Origin of the sequence: Variovorax sp. SG517 (genome assembly GCF_013376045.1) — a bacterium.
Classification (GTDB): Bacteria; Pseudomonadota; Gammaproteobacteria; order Burkholderiales; family Burkholderiaceae_C; genus Variovorax.
Window position 1 is genome coordinate 308,309 of sequence record NZ_JABMJG010000007.1, and the last position, 17,321, is coordinate 325,629.

The window sequence follows — 17,321 nt, forward strand, 5'->3', positions numbered from 1 at the left end:
AGCGATGTACCCGGGCGAAAGGCTCAACGGCTACAGCCATCTGCTGGGCCTGCTGCTCGCGCTGCCCGCGATGGCGCTGCTGCTGGTGAAGACCGTGCCCACGGGCGACCCCGCACGCATCGCGGGGGCGCTGGTGTTCTCGCTCTCGGCCGTGGCGCTCTACGCGGCCTCCACCCTCTTCCACAGCACGCGCGGGCGGCTCAAGCGCGTGTGGGAGCGCGCCGACCACTGCGCCATCTACCTGCTGATCGCCGGCACCTACACGCCCTTCGCGCTGGTCACCATGCAAGGCCCGTGGGGCCTGCTGCTGCTGGCCACGATCTGGGGCGTGGCGCTCTTCGGCATCCGGCGCGAGTTGCTGCCGGCGAAGGACGGCATGCCGAAGAAGCCCTCGCTGCCGCTGTACATCGGCCTGGGCTGGCTCGTCGTGCTGGCCGCCGCGCCGCTGGCCGCGCGGCTCGACGCAGAAGGCCTCGCCTGGCTGCTGATCGGCGGAGCCTTCTACACCGTGGGCACGGTGTTCTACCGCAACAGGCAAGGCTTCCGCCACGCGCACGGAGCGTGGCACCTGTTCGTGCTCGCGGGAACGACGAGCCACTACGTGGCGGTGGGCTGGTTCGTGCTTTAGCTCTCCGCTGCTGGTCGCGGGGATAATCGCCGACCGATGATCGTCCGACCCCGTCCCCACTGGCTGCGCATGCTCTTCGTATGGCGCGGCTCCGTCCTGTCGGACATCGCGCCCCAGCTGGTGTGGACCACCGCCTTCGCGGTGCTGGTGACGGTGCTGCACGGCCGGCTCTTCCAGTGGAAGGTGCCGCTCAACTTCGTGCCCTTCTCGCTCATCGGCCTCACGCTGGCCATCTTCCTGGGCTTTCGCAACAGCACGAGCTATTCGCGCTTCTGGGAAGCCCGCACGCTGTGGGGCACGCTGCTCAACGAAACCCGCGTGCTGGTCCGGCAGGCACTGACCCTGACTGAAGACCCCGCCGAAGCCCGCACGGCCGCGATGCGCCTCATCGCCTTCGTCCATGCGCTGCGCCACCAGTTGCGCGGCACCGACCCTGCGGCCGACATGGCCCGGCTGCTGCCCGAGGAAGACTGCGCCCGCCTGCGCACCGCGCGCTTCAAGCCGGCGATGCTGCTGCTGATGATGGGCGAATGGATGCGCGAGCAGCGCAGGCAGGGCCGGCTGGAACCATCGCTGGTGCAGGCGATGGAACTCCCGCTGGGGCGCCTGACCGATGCGCTCGGCGGCTGCGAGCGCATCGCGAGCACGCCGATACCGTTCACCTACTCCGTCATCATCCACCGCACCATCTACCTGTATTGCGTGCTGCTGCCCTTCGGGCTGGTGGACGCGATCGGCCCGATGACGCCGGTGGTGGTCGCCTTCGTCGCCTACACCTTCTTCGCGCTGGAAGCGCTGGGCGCGGAGATAGAGGAGCCCTTCGGCACGCAGCCCAACGACCTGGCGCTGGACGCGATGTCGCGCACCATCGAGTCGACCCTGCGCGAGATGCTGGGCGAGCCCCAGCCGGCGGCGTCGGCCGAGGCCGAGCCCGCAGGCTTCCTGCAGACCTGAACGGGTCCGTGCGGCGCAGAAATCGGGTAGACCGTGTCCAGATTCGTCTCTCGCCCCGCCTGCGCCATGCTCCTGTCGATGGCGGGCATGGCCGACCTCCTCGCCGGCTGCGATGGCATCGGCTCTTCCGCTTCGACGCAATCGCCCCAGCCCAGCGCGGAAGAAATCGCAATCCGCACCGCGCCTGCCGAACAGGTGTTCCAGGGCACGCTGGCGGGCCAGGCGGTTTACCTTGTCGTCCACGATTGCGAAGTCCTGCGCGTCCAGCAGACCGCGCAAGGGCGGCTCGAATGGAAGAGCGTGCTGGCTCCGGAGCCCTATCCGTTGCCGACCGCGTGCGAGCGCCAGTCGCTGAGCTTCGATGCGGGGCAGCTCACGGCAAGGCTCGGGCGACGCGCTTTCGGTGCGGGCGGCTGCTGCGCGAGCGGCGGCACCTATCGCTCGGCCGATGGCCTCACTTGGAAGAAGCTCTAGCGTTCGGCATCGCATCGAGGACCGGATAATCCGGCTCCTTTCATCACGAGGGGTACGCATGAAAGCCGCCGCATCCGCCATCGCCATGCTCCTGGCCGCCGGCACCGTGTTCGCCCAGGGAACACCGGCTCCTTACAAGGGCCCCCTCTTCGACACGCACCTGCACTACAACCAGGAAGCCTGGGACGGCAACACCGGCCCCTTCCCGCCCTCCGAGGCGCTTGCGCGCATGCAGCGCAACGACGTGAAGGCGATCATCGCGAACTCGCGCCCCAATGCCGGCACGCAGACGCTCGCGGCGGCACGCGAAACGCGCGCGGCGGGCGTGACGGTGGTGCCCTTCGTGCGCCTCTACCGCAACCGCGACGACTACACCAACTGGTTCCGCGACGAGACCATCTACGAGATGGTGCAGACCGAACTCGCTCGCGGCACCGCCAGCGGCCCCTATCGCGGCCTGGGCGAGTTCCACCTGTACGAGAGCGCCAACGCCAACGGCCCGGTGGCGAAGAAGCTGATCGTGCTGGCGGAAAAGGAAAAGCTGGCAGTGCTCGCTCACGTCGACGACGTGGCGGTCGACCTGCTGATGGCAAATGCGCCTTCGAAGGGACAGTCGCTGCGCCTCATCTGGGCCCACACGGGCATCGGCGGCGCACCGGTGGAGCGGGTGCAGGCGCTGCTGGAGCGCTATCCGCTGCTGATGGGCGAACTCTCCTACCGGCCGGGGCTCACCTGCGAAGGCGGCAGGCTGTGCCCCGAGTGGCGAGCGTTGATCCTCAAGTACCCGGAGCGCTTCATGGTCGGCTCCGACACCTGGGTCAACCAGCGCTGGAGCAGCTACGACGAAACGATGCGCGGCTACCGGACCTGGCTGGGCGACCTGCCCGACGACGTGGCGCGGCGCATCGCATGGGGCAACGCCGCCGGGCTGTTCGGCGTGCGCTGAACGCGCTCGTCGATATCAGGCGGCCAGCGCGGCAGTTGCGATCCGCGTCGCCGATGCAACGACGTCGTTGCGCCCCTTCGCGTCCTTCCGCGGAAAGGTCAGGTACACCGACAGCACGATCGGCGCGCCGACCGGCGGCCACAGCACGCCGACGTCGTTGGTGGTGCCGTACGAGCCCGCGCCGGTCTTGTCGCCCACCTTCCAACCCGCCGGCACGCCCGCCAGGAAACGCTCGGTGTTGGTGGTGTTGCCCAGCAGCCAGGTCTTGAGCTGATCGCGCTGCGCTGCGCCCAGTGCGTCGCCCAGCACGAGGCGCTGGATGCTGTCGGACATCGCGGCCGGCGTGGTGGTGTCGCGCGGATCGCCGGGGATGCTGGTGTTGAGCTCGGGCTCGGCGCGGTCGAGCCTGAAGGTCTGGTCGCCGATGCCGCGCGCGAAGGCAGTGACCGCGGCCGGGCCGCCGAGTTCCTTCAGCAGCAGGTTGGCCGCGGCGTTGTCGCTGTACTGGATGGTGGCGGCGCACATGGCAGCCACCGTCATGCCGGTGGCGACGTGCTTCTCGGTGATCGGCGAATGGTCGATCAGGTCGCTCCTGCCGTAGCTCAGGTTGCGCGACAGCAGGCTGCCGTCCCTGGCGCTGCGCTCGAGCACCGCAGCGGCCAGCATCAGCTTGAAGGTGCTGCACAGCGGAAAGCGCTCGTGCGCCCTGTGCTGCAGGCGCGCGCCGCTGCCCGTGTTGAAGCCGACCACGCCCAGGCGCCCGCCCGACGTGCGCTCCAGCTCGGCAAGCTGCGCTTCGGCGGAAGACCGGGAGCCCGTGCCCGACCACGCCGTGCAGGCGCCGGCGAGCGGCAGTACGGAGGCGGCGAGCAACAGGGTGCGGCGCTGGACGGGAGATGTCATTTCGTTTTCTCTTTCTTTCTGCGAGTGGATGGAACGGAACGAATCCTAGGAGCGCCTCGTGCCCCGATCCAGTCGGATGCCCGCGTTTCCCGTCCCGGGTGTATCGGGTGTAACGCACATGGTTATTCAACCAAACAGTTGAGCATTTATGGGATCGCATCTATATTCAACCTCATGGTTGAACTAGAACTCGCAGACGATCGGCTCGACGCCGTCTTCCACGCTCTCGCCGACAGCACGCGCCGCACGATGCTGCAGCTGCTGTCGCACGGCGAATGCAGCGTGGGCGAACTGGGTGCGCCTTTCCGCATGTCCTTCGCCGGGGCGTCCAAGCACGTGAAGACGCTGGAGCGCGCGGGCCTGGTGTCGCGCACCGTGCAAGGCCGTGCGCACGTCTGCCGGCTCGAGCCCTCGGCGCTGGCCATGGCGGATGCATGGCTGCGCTACTACGAAGGCTTCTGGAGCAATCGCCTCGATGCGCTGGAGCAGGAGTTGCAGCGCGATTCGCAGACCCGCAAGTGAGCGTTTCTCCCCCATCCAACCCAAGGAGCATCAGCAAATGACGACCAAGCACAGCCTGGGCACCCAGGTCGACGCCACCACCCTGCGCATGGAGCGCATCCTCCCCGCGCCCATCGAGCGCGTATGGGCCTACCTCGCCGACCCCGGCAAGCGCGCCACCTGGCTGGCCGGCGGAGCGCTGCCGCGGGCGCAGGGCGAACTCTTCGAACTGCGCTTCGACCACACCAGCCTCACCGGTGAAGTGGCGCCCGATCGCTTTGCCGAGTGCCGCGAGCCGATCCTGCAGAAGTCGCGGCTCCTGCGCATGGAGCCGCCCAGGCTGCTGGCGATCAGCTGGAACGAAGGAGGTGCGACGCCGTCGGAAGTTACCTTCGAACTCACGCCGCAGGGCGACGCCACGCGGCTCGTGCTCACGCACAGCCGCCTGCCCAATCGCAAGGGCATGCTCAGCGTGGCGAGCGGCTGGCACGCGCATGTCGACGTGCTCATCGAAACCCTGGCGGGCGGCAAGCCGCAGGGCTTCTGGACGAACCTCGTCGCGCTCGGGCAGGAATACGAGGCGCACATCGGCTGAGGCTGCGCGTTCTCGCTCTTTCACCCACTCACCTCTCTTGCATCTCTCTCCACGGGGCCTTCGGGTCCCGTTTTTCTTGGCCGTCAACCTTCACGGTCCTGTCAAACCGTTGTCACCCGCGAAGCTCAACATCTGAGGCATTCAGAGCATTTGTGCGTTTTGTTGCAAATGCACCGGTTCACCAGAACGCGGGTGAATGCCCGCGGTCCCTCGCATGGCCGAGGGGCATGCATCTCGAGACTTCGAGGGAAACATGATCAGAGGAAACAACACGCGCGGCGTGTGGGCGGCGGGAAACATCTGCGCGCTGCTGCTTCTAGCCGCCTGCGGCGGTGGCGGTAGCGGTGGTGGCGGCATCGGCTTTGCGCCCATGGGTACATCGTCGCCCGGCGGCGGAGGCAACGGCCCGGCACCGAGCATCAATCAAGGCAAGAGCGGGCCCAAGGCCCTGGTGGTCGAGATCGACGGCCTCACGCACGCGGCGCTTCGCGATGCGATGGCGCAGAACAAGGTGCCGGCCCTGCAGTCGCTGCACCTCTCGCCGGCCTGGACCGGCGGCGCCAACGGCACGCCCAGCGAGCAACGCACCACCGACGGCCCGGGCTGGGCCACGCTGCTGACCGGCACATGGGCGCAGCGCCATGGCGTTCGCTGGGACACCGCCGACCAGCGCGTCGACGTCAAGCTCGCGCCCTCGGTCTTCGCGCTGGCCAGGCAGAACAACAAGGCGGCCGGCTACAAGACGGCATCCGTCACCTCGGGCGCGCTCTACCCGCTGCTGCTCGCGAACGAAGCCGGCGCAGTCGACAGCGCCGTCGACTGCGCGGGTGCCGATGCCTGCGTCACCGACCGCACGGCGCAACTCATCGACTCGGGCTACGACCTGCTGGTGGCGCAGTACGGCGCACCGGCCGCGGCGGCGAGCAACGGGCTCAAGAGCGCCGCCTACCAGCGGGCGATCGCCGACACCTCCGCCGGCCTGGGGCAGCTGCTCGCGCGCGTCGCGCGGCGCACCGCCAACGATCCGAATGAAGACTGGCTGGTGATCCTCACCACCGGCCACGGCCTCGACGCCTTCGGCAGCGCCTCTGGCCTGCAGGACAACGACGGCAAGACCATCTTCATCGCGAGCAACAAGACGCTTGCGGCACAACCCGGCGTCGGCGCTGCCGCTCCCGCAGACACCTCCCTGCTCTCGCTCGCCGCGGCCACCGACATCGCGCCGACCGTGCTGCGTCATCTCGGCGCGCTGCCCGCGGCTGCGGACTACCGCTTCAACGGCCAGGCGCTGCAAGCGTCCACCTGGCTGCGCGGACTCTCGGCGAAGACGGGAGCGGACAAGCGCAGCATCGTGCTGTCGTGGACGCTTGCCGGCACCACCACCGCGCCGGTGCAGGTGCTGCGCGACGGCAAGCTGGTGACCACGCTGCCGGCCGGCACCACCACCTACACCGATCCCATCGCGGCCGACAGCGACGGGGTCTACGGCTACCAGTACACGCTCGCCAGCGGCGAAGCCAGCGTGGCGCTGTATGCGCAGATCGCCTACATCAAGCCCGAGGCGCCCGTGACGCTCGCGCCAACACTGGCGAACGGGCTCGTCGACTACTACCCGCTCGACGCACTGCCGCCCGTGGACGCGAAGAACGCATCCATCCTCGGCCCCTGGGCAGCCGACGCCAACGGCGGCTCGCTGGTCGACGACGGCTTCGTGGCACCCAACAAGGCCAAGGCGCTGCGCGTGGACAGCACCGTGAAGAACGCAAGCGGCACGGCCGGCTATCGCCTGGTGCAGAACAACGACGTCACCACCAACCCGGCCGTCACCGCCTTCACCATCGGCTTCTGGATGCGCACCGACAACAGCTGCAGCCAGGGGGTGAGCAACGGCGGCACGGTGATCGGCAACAAGAACTACACCACCGGCGGCAACGCGGGCCTGGCCATCGGCCTCTTTGGCAGCTGCGAGATCCGCTTCAACGTGGGCACGGGCAGCGCACGCGCCGACAGCAACGGCTACAGCCTCAGCGCGGGCCAATGGGCCTACGTGGCGGTGATCATCGACAAGGCAGCGCTCACGATGCGCGGCTACGTGATGGACCCCGTCAGGGGCACGCAGACGAACAGCACCGTCATCACCTCCGCGCTGGTCGACAAGCTCGGTGGCCTGGGCAACGGCCTTGGCCTCAACGAGGACGGCACCGGCGCCTACTACCAGCGCGAAGCCTCCTCGCCTCGCGGCGCCATGGACTTCAACGACTTCGCGATCTGGAATCGCGCGCTCACGAGCGACGAGCTCAACAGCATCTTCAAGTCGGGCCAGCCGCTGTCGACGCTGCCGTAACTGCCCGATCACCACCCCCGATCCCCCAAGCCCAACAGCCCTCGAGGCCACCACGAATCAAGAGGACCCCTTCATGCAAATCCAAGCTCTCTCCAGCGCGCGCCTCGCGCCCGCGCTCATCCTGGCCTGCGCCCTTTCCGCCTGCGGCGGAGGCGGTGGCGGCGGCGGTGGCTTCTTCGGCGGCACGCCGACGACCCCGACCACGCCCACGACGCCGACGCAGCCAGATACCGGCGCCGCCCCCGTGAAAAGCTGCGCCCCCTGAGCCGAGCCGCACGCCATGTCCAGCCAGAACGACAAGCCCATGACCAACTCCCGTCGCAAATTCCTCACCGGCACGGCCACAACCGGCGCCGCAGCCCTCGCCCTCAGCGCGTTTCCGCCCAGCATCCGCCGCGCGCTGGCCATTCCGGCCAACAACGCCACCGGCACCATCAAGGACGTCGAGCACATCGTCATCCTGATGCAGGAGAACCGTTCGTTCGACCAGTACTTCGGCACGCTGATGGGCGCGCGCGGCTTCGGCGACCGCTTCACCATTCCGCTGCCCAAGGGCCTGAACGTTTGGCAGCAAAGCGATGCCAACGGCAAGGTCATCCTCCCCTACCACCTCGACAGCCGCAAAGGCAACGCGCAGCGCGTGAGCGGCACGCCGCACTCCTGGAACGACGGCCAGAACGCCTGGGACGGCGGACGCGCCTACCAGTGGCCGCGCTACAAGAACAACGCGTCGATGGGCTACTTCAAGGAAGCCGAGGTCACCTTCCAGTTCGCGCTGGCCAACGCCTTCACGCTGTGCGACGGCTACCACTGCAGCATGCACACGGGCACCAACTCGAATCGCATGTTCCACTGGACCGGCACCAACGGCCCCTCGGGCCAGATCGGCACCGGCGTCGCGGGCGTGGCCTCTGTCGTCAACGAGTGGGACGACATCGGCCCCTCGACCAGCGGCTACGAGTGGAAGACCTATCCCGAGCGGCTGCAGGAAGCCAAGGTCAGCTGGTTCATCTACCAGAACATGCCCGACAACTTCACCGACAACCCGCTGGCCGGCTTCAAGCAGTACCGCAAGGCCAACGAGGCCTCGGGCAAGCCCGTGAGCAACGACACCGCGTCGCCCGCCTACGATCCGGCCAGCGACGATGCGGGCAACCCGCTGTACAAGGGCATCGCCAACACCATGCCCGACGGCGGCTTCCTCGAACAGTTCCGCCAGGACATCAAGAACGGCAAGCTGCCGCAGGTGTCGTGGATCATCGCGCCGGCCACCTACTCGGAGCACCCCGGACCGTCGAGCCCGGTGCAGGGCGGCTGGTACATCCAGGAAGTGCTGGACGCCCTCACCGCCGTGCCGGACGTGTGGAGCAAGACCGCGCTGCTCATCAACTTCGACGAGAACGACGGCTACTTCGACCACTATCCCTCGCCGGCCGCGCCCTCGCTCAACCCCGACGGCACGATGGCCGGCAAGACCACGCTGCCCGAGGCCGACCTCGCCGTGGAGCGCTTCACGCACCCGAATCCGCCGGGCACCACCAGCCAGCCGGCACCGGACGGCCGCGTGTACGGCCCCGGCGTGCGCGTGCCGATGTACGTCATCTCGCCCTGGAGCCGCGGCGGCTGGGTCAACTCGCAGGCTTTCGACCACACCTCGGTGCTGCGCTTCATCGAGGCCCGCTTCGGCGTGAAGGAGACGAACATCTCGCCGTTCCGCCGCGCGGTGTGCGGCGACCTCACGAGCGCGTTCAACTTCGCCACGCCCAACAACGAGGCGCTGCCCACGCTGGCCGGCCGTACCACCAGGACCGACGCCGACAAGCTGCGCGCAGACCAGCAGGCGCTCGCACAGGTGGCGCTGCCGCTCGACCCGCAACTGCCCCGCCAGGCCACCGGCTCGCGCCCCTCGCGCGCCCTGCCCTACGAACTGCACGTGAGCGGACGCGCCGACGCCACCACCGGCCAGATGCGGCTGATCTTCAAGAACAGCGGCAAGGCCGCCGCCGTGTTCCACGTCTACGACAAGCTCAACCTCGACCGCCTGCCGCGCCGCTACATGGTCGAGCCCGGCAAGCAGCTCGACGACACCTGGAACCCCGCTGCCGACAACGCCGGCTTCTACGACCTGTGGGTGCTCGGCCCCAACGGCTTCCACCGCCACTTCAAGGGCGACCTCAACAGGCTTCGCGCCGGCGGCGTGCCGAATCCCGAGGTGCGCGTGTGCTACGACGTGACCAACGGCAACGTCTCGGTGGAAATGCTCAACGGCGGTGGCGGCAACTGCAGGTTTACCGTGCGTGCCAAGGCCTATCGCGACGACGGCCCGTGGACCGCCAACGTGGCCGGCGGCGCCAAGGCCGAGCAGGCATGGGTGCTGGCGAGCAGCGGCCAGTGGTACGACTTCGCGGTCACCTGCGACGCCGACCCGGCCTTCTACCGCCGCTTCGCCGGCCGCGTCGAGACCGGCAGGCACTCGGTGAGCGATCCGGCGATGGGCCTGGCCGACCTCTGAGGGCGGCATCGATGTGCGGTCGCGCGGTCAGTCGATCGCGCATCCGCACGAGGTACGCACGGGCACACATAGGCACAATGGCGCGGCTTTCGCGCCTGTCCAGGGCGGCCGTCTCGCGACGCCGCCTTTTTCACTTCTTCCCTCAAGCCGCATTTCCATGCTCCAAGAAGAACGATTCCTGCGCATCCGCAGCCTGCTGGCCACCTTCTCCCGGCTGAGCGTGGAGCGCATCGTGCAGGACCTCGCGGTGTCGCGCGAAACGGTGCGCCGCGACCTGCTCGAACTCGAGGGACTGGGCGAGCTGCGCCGCGTGCACGGCGGCGCCATCTCGATCCGGGCGGAGCCCGAGCCGCCGCTCGCGGTGCGGCTGGTGGCGCGGCAACGCGAGAAGCGCGCCATCGCCAAGGCCGCCGTCGCCCTGCTCCAGCCGGGGCAGACCATCTTCATGGACGCGGGCAGCACCATGTCGATCTGCGCGGAGGAACTCGCCACGCTGAGCGGCATGACCGTCATCACCAATTCGGTGAGCATCGCGCTCAAGCTCGCGGGCGCGGGCGAAGGCCGGCTCACGGGCAACCAGACCATCCTGCTGGGCGGCCAGATCGACGTGAAGACCCAGGCCACCTTCGGCGACACGACGGTCGAGGCCATCCGCCGCTACCGCGCCGACATCGCCCTGCTGTCCCCGGTAGGGCTGCACGCGAAGCACGGCGCCATGAGCTTCGAGCACCACGAGGCCACCGTCGCACGCGCCATGGCCGAGCAGGCGCAGCAGCTGGTGCTGCTGGCCGACCACGCGAAGATCGGCCAGGCCAGCCGCGTGACCTACGCGCGCACGGCGGACGTCGACGTGGTCGTCACCGACGCCAAGGCGCGCGAACTGCCCGGCCTTTCGGGTCTGCGCAAGGCCTGCGAACGAGTGATCCTGGCCTGATGCACCCGCCCCGGAGCCTCATGCCATTGCCCAGCGACAAGCATCCAGGTTCTCCGCGGCAATGGGCGGGGGCGTTCGCCTGCGCCTTGTGTCTGGCGACCACCTCTGGCCCGGCATCGGCCGCGCCGGCCTGCCTCGACACCGCCACGCAGGTTCCGCCGCCCGCGCGCGCCCTCGCCATGGCCACCTTCGCCATGCAGGAGCACGAAGCCTTCGGCGGCCAGGCGATGGATGCCGAAGGCCGCATGACCGAGGCGGGCGACTCCGAAGCCGAGGACACGCGCCGCACCGTGCCCGGCCTCGCGCCCTGGCAGCGGGTGCTGGGCTACTGGAAGGCGGTCGATCCGCGGCTGCCCTCGCAGGTGCGATTCGGCGCATTGCGCCCGGCCGACCGCCATCTGCTGATGCAGGCGCTGAACGAGGCGACGGCCGGGCGGCTGCAAGGCATGGGCGTGGGCCCCGACGAGGGACTGGATTCGGCGGAGCTGCGCGCCGTGCAGGCGGCATTGGCGCGGGTGGCGGTGATCGACACGCCATGGTCTGCAGCCTTCGTCAGCTGGCTGGCACGGCAGGCCGGGCTGACGGAAGAGGAATTCGTGTTCTCCGAAGCGCATGCCGACTACGCGGGAGCCGCGTGGCAGGCGGGCCTCGACGAATCGGCCGGCCGCGGCACGCACTATGCGATGCGGGCCTGCGACCTCACGCGCACGCCGCCGCGCGTCGGCGACCTGGTCTGCCAGGCGCGCGGCACCGGCGCCGAGCTCGACACCTTCGACAAGATCGGCGAGGTGCTGGCCGCGCGCGACACCGGCGGCGAGCCGTTGCCCATGCATTGCGACGTGGTGGTGGCGGTGGATGCCACGGGATTCGACGCCGTGGGCGGCAACGTGCTGCAGTCGGTCACGCGGCGCCGGCTCGATTTCGCGCCAGGCACGCACCGGCTGGACCCGAGCTACCTGCCCGAGGGATGCACGCCAGGCACTCCAGGCTGCATCGATCGCCACATGAGCCGACAGCCGTGGTCGCTGCTGCTCCAGTGGCGATGAACGCTCTCTCTATTTATTTGTAGTACGCCTCGACGGTGCCCTTGAGCTTGATCAGCAGCGGCTTGCCCTTGCGGTCGAGCGTCTTGCCGGCGGGCACCTTGATCCAGCCTTCGCTGATGCAGTATTCCTCGACGTCGAGGCGGTCCTTGCCGTTGAAGCGGATGCCGATGTCGTGCTCGAAAGCGGCGGCCACGTGGTGCGGGCTGCGCGGGTCGATGGAGAGATGGTCGGGAAGAGGTGGGCGGGAAGTGGCTTCTGTCATGGCGCGTGATGATAGGGGCTCCCGCATCGAGCCCCTTTTGGGCGCCTACCGGCGCTTGCGGTGCCGGCGGGCCGGCGGCTTGGGGCCAAACCCCAGCGCGGCACGTGCCAGCGCGTCGGCTTCGCCGTTGCGATGGCGTGGAATCCAGTTCACGCGCGCGTCGTCGAAGCTGCCGAGCAGGGCGCGGGCTTCGTCGAACAGGCCCGCCAGCCGGACGATCGGCGCGACCGGTTCGGGTCCGGGCGGACCGAGCTGTTCGACCAGGATGCTGTTGTCGCTGTAGGCCCGCACCGCCGTCGCGCCGCGTTCGCGCAGATCCTGCAGCGCGAGCGTCAGCGCCAGCAGTTCGGCTTCGTTGTTGCAGCCGGTGGTGTGCGTGGCCTGCGACAGCGTGTGACGGCTGCCGTCGGGCGCGGTGATGACCGCGCCGATGCCCATGCGGCCCGGATTGGGCATGGCGCTGCCGTCGCAGTAGACGGTCCACGGCAGGCTGCCGGGGCCCTGTTTTTCTCCCACGCTCATCCAGGCTTCAGCAGTTGTTGCGCTTGATGCCCGCGAGGTTCTGGCAGGGGCGCTGCCCAGGCGGCGGGCCCGGGTCGTGCGCGTGCGGCGGCCGCGGCCTGTGGATAGGCCGCACGCCGTCGTAGTACGGGTCGGGGCTCAGGATGACGACGCCCGGAGGCTCGGCCGCGGCCTGCGGCTGGGCCTCGGCCGGATAGCGCGGAATGATGGCCGGGCCCGAGGGCGGGTTGCTCGCCACCTGGCTGGGCGGAGGAGGCGGCGGCGTGGAGGCCTGCGGCGGCGTGGAATCTCGGCGCGCGGGGTCGGACGGGGGCGATTCGAGGATCGGCACCTGCCGCGACTGCTTGCTGCCCGGCGGGCAGGCAACGTTGGTGTACGAAATGGCCCCGCTGGCATCCGTGCAGCGCACCACCTCGGCGGCCTGCGCGCCGAGCGCCGCGGCGAAGATCGCGAGGGAAGCCGTCAGTGTGCGCATCGGATGTCTCTGTGAGAGTTTCGGTCGGGTCGGACGCCCGGGAACAGCCCCGGGTCGCCCACTTTAGCCGTTGCGGGCCCGTTGCGCACCTGCGGCATGATCGCGGCATGGACACTCAACGACCGCATCCCCTCGTCATCGTCAAGCTCGGAAGCACCTTCGACGCGCTGCGCGCGCGGCAAGGCGACTTCGAGCACTGGATCGCCGACGGGCTCGGGATGCAGGCGCTGCCCCTGCTGGTGGTCGATCCGCGCCGCGGCGACGCCCTGCCCGATCCGGCACTGGTGTCGGGGGTGGTCGTCACCGGCTCGCACGCGATGGTGTCGCACCGCGAGCCCTGGAGCGAGGCCACCGCCGCCTGGCTCGCGCAGGCCGTGGCGCTCGACACGCCGGTGCTGGGCATCTGCTACGGCCACCAGCTGCTCGCGCACGCGCTCGGCGGCGAGGCCGGCGACCACCCGCTGGGTGCGGAGGTCGGCACCGTCACCGTCGCCCTCGACGAGGCAGCCGCTGCCGATCCGCTGCTGAACGGCCTGCCCGCCCGATTCCCGGCCCATGCGGTGCACTGGCAGAGCGCGCTGCGACTGCCCGAAGGCGCCGTGCGGCTGGCCGGCAGCGAGCACGAGCCCATACATGCCTTCCGGGTCGGCGGGCACGCATGGGGCGTGCAGTTCCACCCGGAGTTCGATGCCGACGCCATGCGCGGCTACATCGAGATGCTGGCCGGCGAACTGGCCTCCCAGGGCGCCGACCCGGCAGCGCTGCGCGAGCGCGTGGTCGATACCGACGCCGCGTCCAGCCTGCTCGGGCGTTTCGCGCGGATCGTGGAGACCCGCCAGGGCGTGGCCTGACCACCCCTGAAATCTGTCCGACAGGCGGCGCCCGCACGTCGGACCGCGACTACAGGCTACGCTCGCTGCTTCGGTTATGGTGCGGTCCATTGGCCGTCCACCAGCTTCCCCAGCTCCTCTTTTTCCTTCCTTTCATGACCACCCCTTCCCCCGTGCCGGCCCGCAAGCATTTCTCGATGATCCGGGAGTTCCATCTTGCCGACGCGTTCACGCTCGGCAACGCGGCTTGCGGCGTGGGCGGGGTGTTCCTGGCAATGGCATTCATGGCGAGCCATTCGCTCGCGCAGTTCCTGTGGGCCGCCGCGCTCGCGCCCACGGCCTTCGTCTTCGACGTGCTCGACGGCCGCATCGCGCGCTGGCGCCAGACGCAATCCGCCCTCGGGCGCGAGCTCGACTCGCTGGCCGACGTGATCTCCTTCGGCGTGGCGCCCGCCGCGCTCGGCTTCGCGGCGGGGCTCAACGGCGGCTGGGACTGCGCGATCCTGGTCTATTTCGTCTGCTGCGGCGTGAGCCGGCTGGCGCGCTTCAACGTGACGGCCGAAACGCTTTCGGCCGGTTCCGACAAGGTGAAGTATTTCGAGGGAACGCCCATCCCGACCAGCGTGGTGCTGGTGGGCGTGCTGGCGTATGCCGCGTGGCAGGGCCGCATCGGCGACGGCCTGTGGGGCGGCGCATGGGTCGTCGGGCCGTGGCAGCTGCACCCGCTGGCGCTGCTGTTCGCGCTCTCGGGCACGCTCATGATCAGCAAGACGCTGCGCATTCCCAAGTTCTGACCGACAGATCGCCCATTGAGGCCCATCGAGGCCGCAGGAGACACTCCCATGACCATGAAGCTGTATTTCGACCCGCACAGCCGTTCACAGGTCGCGAAATGGATGCTCGACGAAGCCGGCGTCGACTACGAGATCGTGCCCACCCTCATCAGGGAAAAGGCGCACAAGACGCCCGAGTTCCTGAAGATCAACCCGGCCGGCAAGCTGCCGGCGCTGGTCGACGGCCGAACGCGCATCTTCGAGAACGCGGCCATCTGCATGTACGTGGCGGAGAAGTTTCCCGGCAAGCGGCTGGCGCCGCCCGTGGGTTCGCCCGAGCGGGGCCGCTACCTGTCGCTGATGGTCTATTCGACCTCGCAGCTGGAGCCCGCGATGGGCGACAGCCTGCTGAAGATCCGCAGCAACAACAGCGCGCGCGGCTGGACGAATTTCGAGGCGGCCAAGGACGCGGTCGAGCGCGAGCTTGGCGACGGCCCCTACCTCTTCGGGGCGCAGTTCACGGCGGCCGACGTGATGATCGGCTCCATGTTCATCTGGCACCGCGCATTCGGCGGCCGCTCGAACCGGCCGAAGATCGATGCCTACATCCACCGCCTGCAGGCCCGCCCCAAGGGCATGAAGTTCGGCTGAACGCGGCGCGGCGTGCCGCGCTGGTGACAACGCGCGGCGGAGGCACGCTCTTTAATCGGCTTGCTTGTTCCCACCCAAGAAGAGAGACGCCCGCATGACATCGAAAGACGCCACGCCCTCCCGGTTTCCGCTTACGGACCTTTCGCTGGGCCTGGCCTACGGCAGCGCCTACGACCAGCTGCCGCTCTTCGCTGCCAAACAGTGGCATCCGCTGCCCTACCACCGCGCCGACGTGCAGGCGCAGCGCGTGGGTGCGCCGCTGCAGCTCGCGTACTGATTGATCGATCGATACCGCCTTCCATTCATGTCGACACACACCGCTACCACCGCCCACACCAGACCCGGCGGGCTCGACCAGCTGATCCGCATTGCCGCGGACCAGCCGCTCTCGCCCGACTGCGACCACTTCTACTTCCTGCGCCACGGCCAGACCGGCCGCAATGCGCTGCGCATCTTCCAGGCGGTGGACGAGCCGCTGAGCGAACTCGGCCTGCAGCAGGCCGCGCGCGCCGCCACGCTGCTGGCGGGCGAGCCGATCCGCACCGTGGTGTGCAGCGACGCGCGACGCGCGAACGACACCGCCTATGCGGTGGCCACCGCGCTCAAGCTGGTGCCGGCCGCGCAGGCCACACTGCGCGAGCGCAACTTCGGCGCGCTCATCGGCACTTCGTCCGCCAACATCGACTGGGCCTGCGAGCCCGAAGGCGGCGAGACGCTCTCGCAGTTCATCGCGCGCACGCGCGAAGCCATCGACACCGCCCTGCGGCTGCCGGCCCCGGTGCTGGTGGTGGCGCATGGCGGCACGCTCTACGCACTGGCCGCCCTGCTGGGCGTGCCCGTCGACCTCGGCCTGCTCGGCAACGCCCAGCCCTTGCGTTTCGAGCGCCGCGGCCCCACATGGGCCGTGACGCCGCTGCTGCGGCACGCCGACGGCGACGCGGCCCTGGCCTAGCTGCCAGGGACCTCCCCCACCTCGATGCCGTCCACCCAACGAAGCACCACGCACCATGGAATTCAAGGACTACTACAGCGCACTGGGCATCGACCGCACCGCGTCCGACGACGAGGTTCGCAAGGCCTACCGCAAGCTCGCCCGCAAGTACCACCCCGACGTCAGCACCGAGGCCGATGCCGAACAGCGCATGCGCGACATCAACGAGGCCAAGGACGTGCTGGGCGACAAGGAAAAGCGCGCCGCCTATGACGCGCTGGCCGACCGCGTCGCGCGCGGCGGCAGCCCCGAGGGCGACTTCCAGCCTCCGCCGGGCTGGGACGAGGGCTTCGAGTTCCACCGCGGCCCGCGCCAGGGTCCGGCCGACCATGCCGACTTCAGCGACTTCTTCTCGTCGCTCTTCGGCGAGGCCGAGCGCCGCGGCGCCGCGCGGCAGAACTTCCGCGCGCGCGGCGAAGACCACCATGCGGCCATCGAGATCACGCTGGAAGACGCCCTCAACGGCGCCGAGCGCGAGATCACGCTGCGCGCGCAGACCATCGACGCGCAGGGCCACCCGCAGTGGAACAACCGCACGTTGAGCGTGAAGATCCCGCCGGGCGTGCATCCGGGGCAGTTCATCCGCCTTGCAGGCCAGGGCATGCCGGGCCACGGCGGCGAGCCGCCGGGCGACCTGTACCTCGAAGTGCGCATCGCCCCGCACAAGCTCTATCGCGTGGAAGAGCGCGACCTGTACATGACGCTGCCCGTCACGCCCACCGAGGCCGCGCTGGGCGCGCAGGTTCAGGTGCCGACGCCGACCGGCGGCGTGGTCGAGGTGACCGTGCCGCGCAACGCGCGCAGCGGCCTGAAGCTGCGCCTGAAGGGCCGCGGGTTCCCCGGCAAGACACCGGGCGACCTGTACCTGCTGCTCGACGTCGCTGTGCCACCCGCCGACAGCGACGGCGCTCGCAAGGCCTACGAGCAGCTGGCGCAAGCCACCGCATCCTTCAATCCACGCCAGCATCTGGGAGTCTGAG

The 17,321-nt window shown here is 69.3% G+C and carries 21 protein-coding genes; 17 read left to right on the top strand and 4 right to left on the bottom strand.

Translation table 11 applies throughout. The features are described 5' to 3' along the window. The first annotated feature begins 4 nt into the window (after positions 1-4). From FHT32_RS22625 to FHT32_RS22640, 4 genes are read left to right on the top strand one after another with little or no spacing between them, the layout of a single operon-like run. Complete coding sequence (locus tag FHT32_RS22625) at positions 5-628, top strand: hemolysin III family protein (protein ID WP_176666848.1); 624 nt, start codon at positions 5-7, stop codon at positions 626-628. 36 nt (positions 629-664) lie between these two features. After that, entirely contained in the window at positions 665-1,582 is a 918-nt protein-coding gene (locus tag FHT32_RS22630) for a bestrophin family protein (RefSeq protein ID WP_176666849.1), read from the top strand. Positions 1,583-1,615: 33 nt separating this feature from the next. Further along, entirely contained in the window at positions 1,616-2,056 is a 441-nt protein-coding gene (locus FHT32_RS22635; RefSeq protein WP_371132237.1) for a hypothetical protein, read from the top strand. Between the two features lie 58 nt (positions 2,057-2,114). Continuing rightward, entirely contained in the window at positions 2,115-3,002 is an 888-nt protein-coding gene (locus FHT32_RS22640) for an amidohydrolase family protein (protein ID WP_176666850.1), read from the top strand. Between the two features lie 15 nt (positions 3,003-3,017). On the opposite strand, the gene bla is transcribed toward FHT32_RS22640, so the two are convergent. Further along, positions 3,018-3,905 carry a class A beta-lactamase gene (gene bla / locus FHT32_RS22645; RefSeq protein WP_176666851.1) on the bottom strand — a complete coding sequence of 296 codons (888 nt, stop codon included), beginning with the start codon at positions 3,903-3,905 and terminating at the stop codon, positions 3,018-3,020. Between the two features lie 174 nt (positions 3,906-4,079). On the opposite strand from bla, the gene FHT32_RS22650 reads away from it, so the two are divergent. The 7 genes from FHT32_RS22650 (at position 4,080) to FHT32_RS22680 (ending at position 11,837) form a co-directional block, all read left to right on the top strand. Next, the gene (locus FHT32_RS22650; RefSeq protein WP_176666852.1) at positions 4,080-4,427 is read left to right on the top strand and encodes a helix-turn-helix transcriptional regulator; all 348 of its coding nucleotides are present in this window, start codon (positions 4,080-4,082) and stop codon (positions 4,425-4,427) included. 37 nt (positions 4,428-4,464) lie between these two features. Next, positions 4,465-5,001: an SRPBCC family protein gene (locus FHT32_RS22655; protein ID WP_176666853.1), complete on the top strand. Its 537-nt coding sequence runs from the start codon at positions 4,465-4,467 to the stop codon at positions 4,999-5,001. A gap of 253 nt (positions 5,002-5,254) precedes the next feature. Further along, positions 5,255-7,345, top strand: coding sequence for a LamG domain-containing protein (locus FHT32_RS22660; RefSeq protein ID WP_256099122.1), 2,091 nt, complete (start codon positions 5,255-5,257; stop codon positions 7,343-7,345). 73 nt (positions 7,346-7,418) lie between these two features. Further along, positions 7,419-7,610 carry a hypothetical protein gene (locus FHT32_RS22665; protein WP_176666854.1) on the top strand — a complete coding sequence of 64 codons (192 nt, stop codon included), beginning with the start codon at positions 7,419-7,421 and terminating at the stop codon, positions 7,608-7,610. A gap of 15 nt (positions 7,611-7,625) precedes the next feature. Then, a complete protein-coding gene (locus FHT32_RS22670) occupies positions 7,626-9,857 on the top strand; it encodes a phosphocholine-specific phospholipase C (RefSeq protein ID WP_371132238.1) in 2,232 nt (743 codons plus the stop codon). Between the two features lie 157 nt (positions 9,858-10,014). Further along, positions 10,015-10,791, top strand: a complete 777-nt coding sequence (locus FHT32_RS22675; protein WP_176666855.1) for a DeoR/GlpR family DNA-binding transcription regulator — start codon at positions 10,015-10,017, stop codon at positions 10,789-10,791. Between the two features lie 20 nt (positions 10,792-10,811). Then, positions 10,812-11,837, top strand: a complete 1,026-nt coding sequence (locus FHT32_RS22680; protein WP_256099123.1) for a DUF2272 domain-containing protein — start codon at positions 10,812-10,814, stop codon at positions 11,835-11,837. Positions 11,838-11,850: 13 nt separating this feature from the next. Here the strand turns inward: FHT32_RS22680 and FHT32_RS22685 are convergent, their stop codons facing one another. From FHT32_RS22685 to FHT32_RS22695, 3 genes are read right to left on the bottom strand one after another with little or no spacing between them, the layout of a single operon-like run. Next, positions 11,851-12,099: a DUF3297 family protein gene (locus FHT32_RS22685; RefSeq protein WP_126021985.1), complete on the bottom strand. Its 249-nt coding sequence runs from the start codon at positions 12,097-12,099 to the stop codon at positions 11,851-11,853. A 45-nt stretch (positions 12,100-12,144) separates the two neighbouring features. Beyond that, entirely contained in the window at positions 12,145-12,621 is a 477-nt protein-coding gene (locus tag FHT32_RS22690; protein WP_176666856.1) for a ribonuclease HI family protein, read from the bottom strand. A 7-nt stretch (positions 12,622-12,628) separates the two neighbouring features. After that, positions 12,629-13,096, bottom strand: a complete 468-nt coding sequence (locus FHT32_RS22695) for a hypothetical protein (RefSeq protein ID WP_176666857.1) — start codon at positions 13,094-13,096, stop codon at positions 12,629-12,631. Positions 13,097-13,203: 107 nt separating this feature from the next. Between FHT32_RS22695 and FHT32_RS22700 the strand changes: the two genes are divergently transcribed. The 6 genes from FHT32_RS22700 to FHT32_RS22725 all read left to right on the top strand — a co-directional run bounded on the left by FHT32_RS22700 (position 13,204) and on the right by FHT32_RS22725 (position 17,320). After that, complete coding sequence (locus tag FHT32_RS22700) at positions 13,204-13,947, top strand: glutamine amidotransferase (RefSeq protein WP_176666858.1); 744 nt, start codon at positions 13,204-13,206, stop codon at positions 13,945-13,947. 134 nt (positions 13,948-14,081) lie between these two features. Then, entirely contained in the window at positions 14,082-14,720 is a 639-nt protein-coding gene (locus tag FHT32_RS22705) for a phosphatidylcholine/phosphatidylserine synthase (RefSeq protein ID WP_176666859.1), read from the top strand. 48 nt (positions 14,721-14,768) lie between these two features. Further along, positions 14,769-15,350, top strand: coding sequence for a glutathione S-transferase family protein (locus FHT32_RS22710; RefSeq protein ID WP_176666860.1), 582 nt, complete (start codon positions 14,769-14,771; stop codon positions 15,348-15,350). Positions 15,351-15,444: 94 nt separating this feature from the next. Further along, positions 15,445-15,627 (top strand): hypothetical protein, encoded by a 183-nt coding sequence (locus FHT32_RS22715; protein WP_176666861.1) that lies wholly within the window; start codon positions 15,445-15,447, stop codon positions 15,625-15,627. Positions 15,628-15,654: 27 nt separating this feature from the next. Then, the gene (locus FHT32_RS22720; protein ID WP_176666862.1) at positions 15,655-16,302 is read left to right on the top strand and encodes a histidine phosphatase family protein; all 648 of its coding nucleotides are present in this window, start codon (positions 15,655-15,657) and stop codon (positions 16,300-16,302) included. A gap of 55 nt (positions 16,303-16,357) precedes the next feature. Beyond that, positions 16,358-17,320, top strand: coding sequence for a DnaJ C-terminal domain-containing protein (locus tag FHT32_RS22725; protein ID WP_176666863.1), 963 nt, complete (start codon positions 16,358-16,360; stop codon positions 17,318-17,320). Position 17,321 lies beyond the last annotated feature (1 nt).

Bases quoted from the DNA above. Each gene is read 5' to 3' on its own strand.
- FHT32_RS22625 (WP_176666848.1), top strand. From the start codon at position 5: ATGTACCCGGGCGAAAGGCTCAACGGCTACAGCCATCTGCTGGGCCTG.
- FHT32_RS22630 (WP_176666849.1), top strand. From the start codon at position 665: ATGATCGTCCGACCCCGTCCCCACTGGCTGCGCATGCTCTTCGTATGG.
- FHT32_RS22640 (WP_176666850.1), top strand. From the start codon at position 2,115: ATGAAAGCCGCCGCATCCGCCATCGCCATGCTCCTGGCCGCCGGCACC.
- bla (WP_176666851.1), bottom strand. From the start codon at position 3,905: ATGACATCTCCCGTCCAGCGCCGCACCCTGTTGCTCGCCGCCTCCGTA.
- FHT32_RS22650 (WP_176666852.1), top strand. From the start codon at position 4,080: ATGGTTGAACTAGAACTCGCAGACGATCGGCTCGACGCCGTCTTCCAC.
- FHT32_RS22655 (WP_176666853.1), top strand. From the start codon at position 4,465: ATGACGACCAAGCACAGCCTGGGCACCCAGGTCGACGCCACCACCCTG.
- FHT32_RS22660 (WP_256099122.1), top strand. From the start codon at position 5,255: ATGATCAGAGGAAACAACACGCGCGGCGTGTGGGCGGCGGGAAACATC.
- FHT32_RS22665 (WP_176666854.1), top strand. From the start codon at position 7,419: ATGCAAATCCAAGCTCTCTCCAGCGCGCGCCTCGCGCCCGCGCTCATC.
- FHT32_RS22670 (WP_371132238.1), top strand. From the start codon at position 7,626: ATGTCCAGCCAGAACGACAAGCCCATGACCAACTCCCGTCGCAAATTC.
- FHT32_RS22675 (WP_176666855.1), top strand. From the start codon at position 10,015: ATGCTCCAAGAAGAACGATTCCTGCGCATCCGCAGCCTGCTGGCCACC.
- FHT32_RS22680 (WP_256099123.1), top strand. From the start codon at position 10,812: ATGCCATTGCCCAGCGACAAGCATCCAGGTTCTCCGCGGCAATGGGCG.
- FHT32_RS22685 (WP_126021985.1), bottom strand. From the start codon at position 12,099: ATGACAGAAGCCACTTCCCGCCCACCTCTTCCCGACCATCTCTCCATC.
- FHT32_RS22690 (WP_176666856.1), bottom strand. From the start codon at position 12,621: ATGAGCGTGGGAGAAAAACAGGGCCCCGGCAGCCTGCCGTGGACCGTC.
- FHT32_RS22695 (WP_176666857.1), bottom strand. From the start codon at position 13,096: ATGCGCACACTGACGGCTTCCCTCGCGATCTTCGCCGCGGCGCTCGGC.
- FHT32_RS22700 (WP_176666858.1), top strand. From the start codon at position 13,204: ATGGACACTCAACGACCGCATCCCCTCGTCATCGTCAAGCTCGGAAGC.
- FHT32_RS22705 (WP_176666859.1), top strand. From the start codon at position 14,082: ATGACCACCCCTTCCCCCGTGCCGGCCCGCAAGCATTTCTCGATGATC.
- FHT32_RS22710 (WP_176666860.1), top strand. From the start codon at position 14,769: ATGACCATGAAGCTGTATTTCGACCCGCACAGCCGTTCACAGGTCGCG.
- FHT32_RS22715 (WP_176666861.1), top strand. From the start codon at position 15,445: ATGACATCGAAAGACGCCACGCCCTCCCGGTTTCCGCTTACGGACCTT.
- FHT32_RS22720 (WP_176666862.1), top strand. From the start codon at position 15,655: ATGTCGACACACACCGCTACCACCGCCCACACCAGACCCGGCGGGCTC.
- FHT32_RS22725 (WP_176666863.1), top strand. From the start codon at position 16,358: ATGGAATTCAAGGACTACTACAGCGCACTGGGCATCGACCGCACCGCG.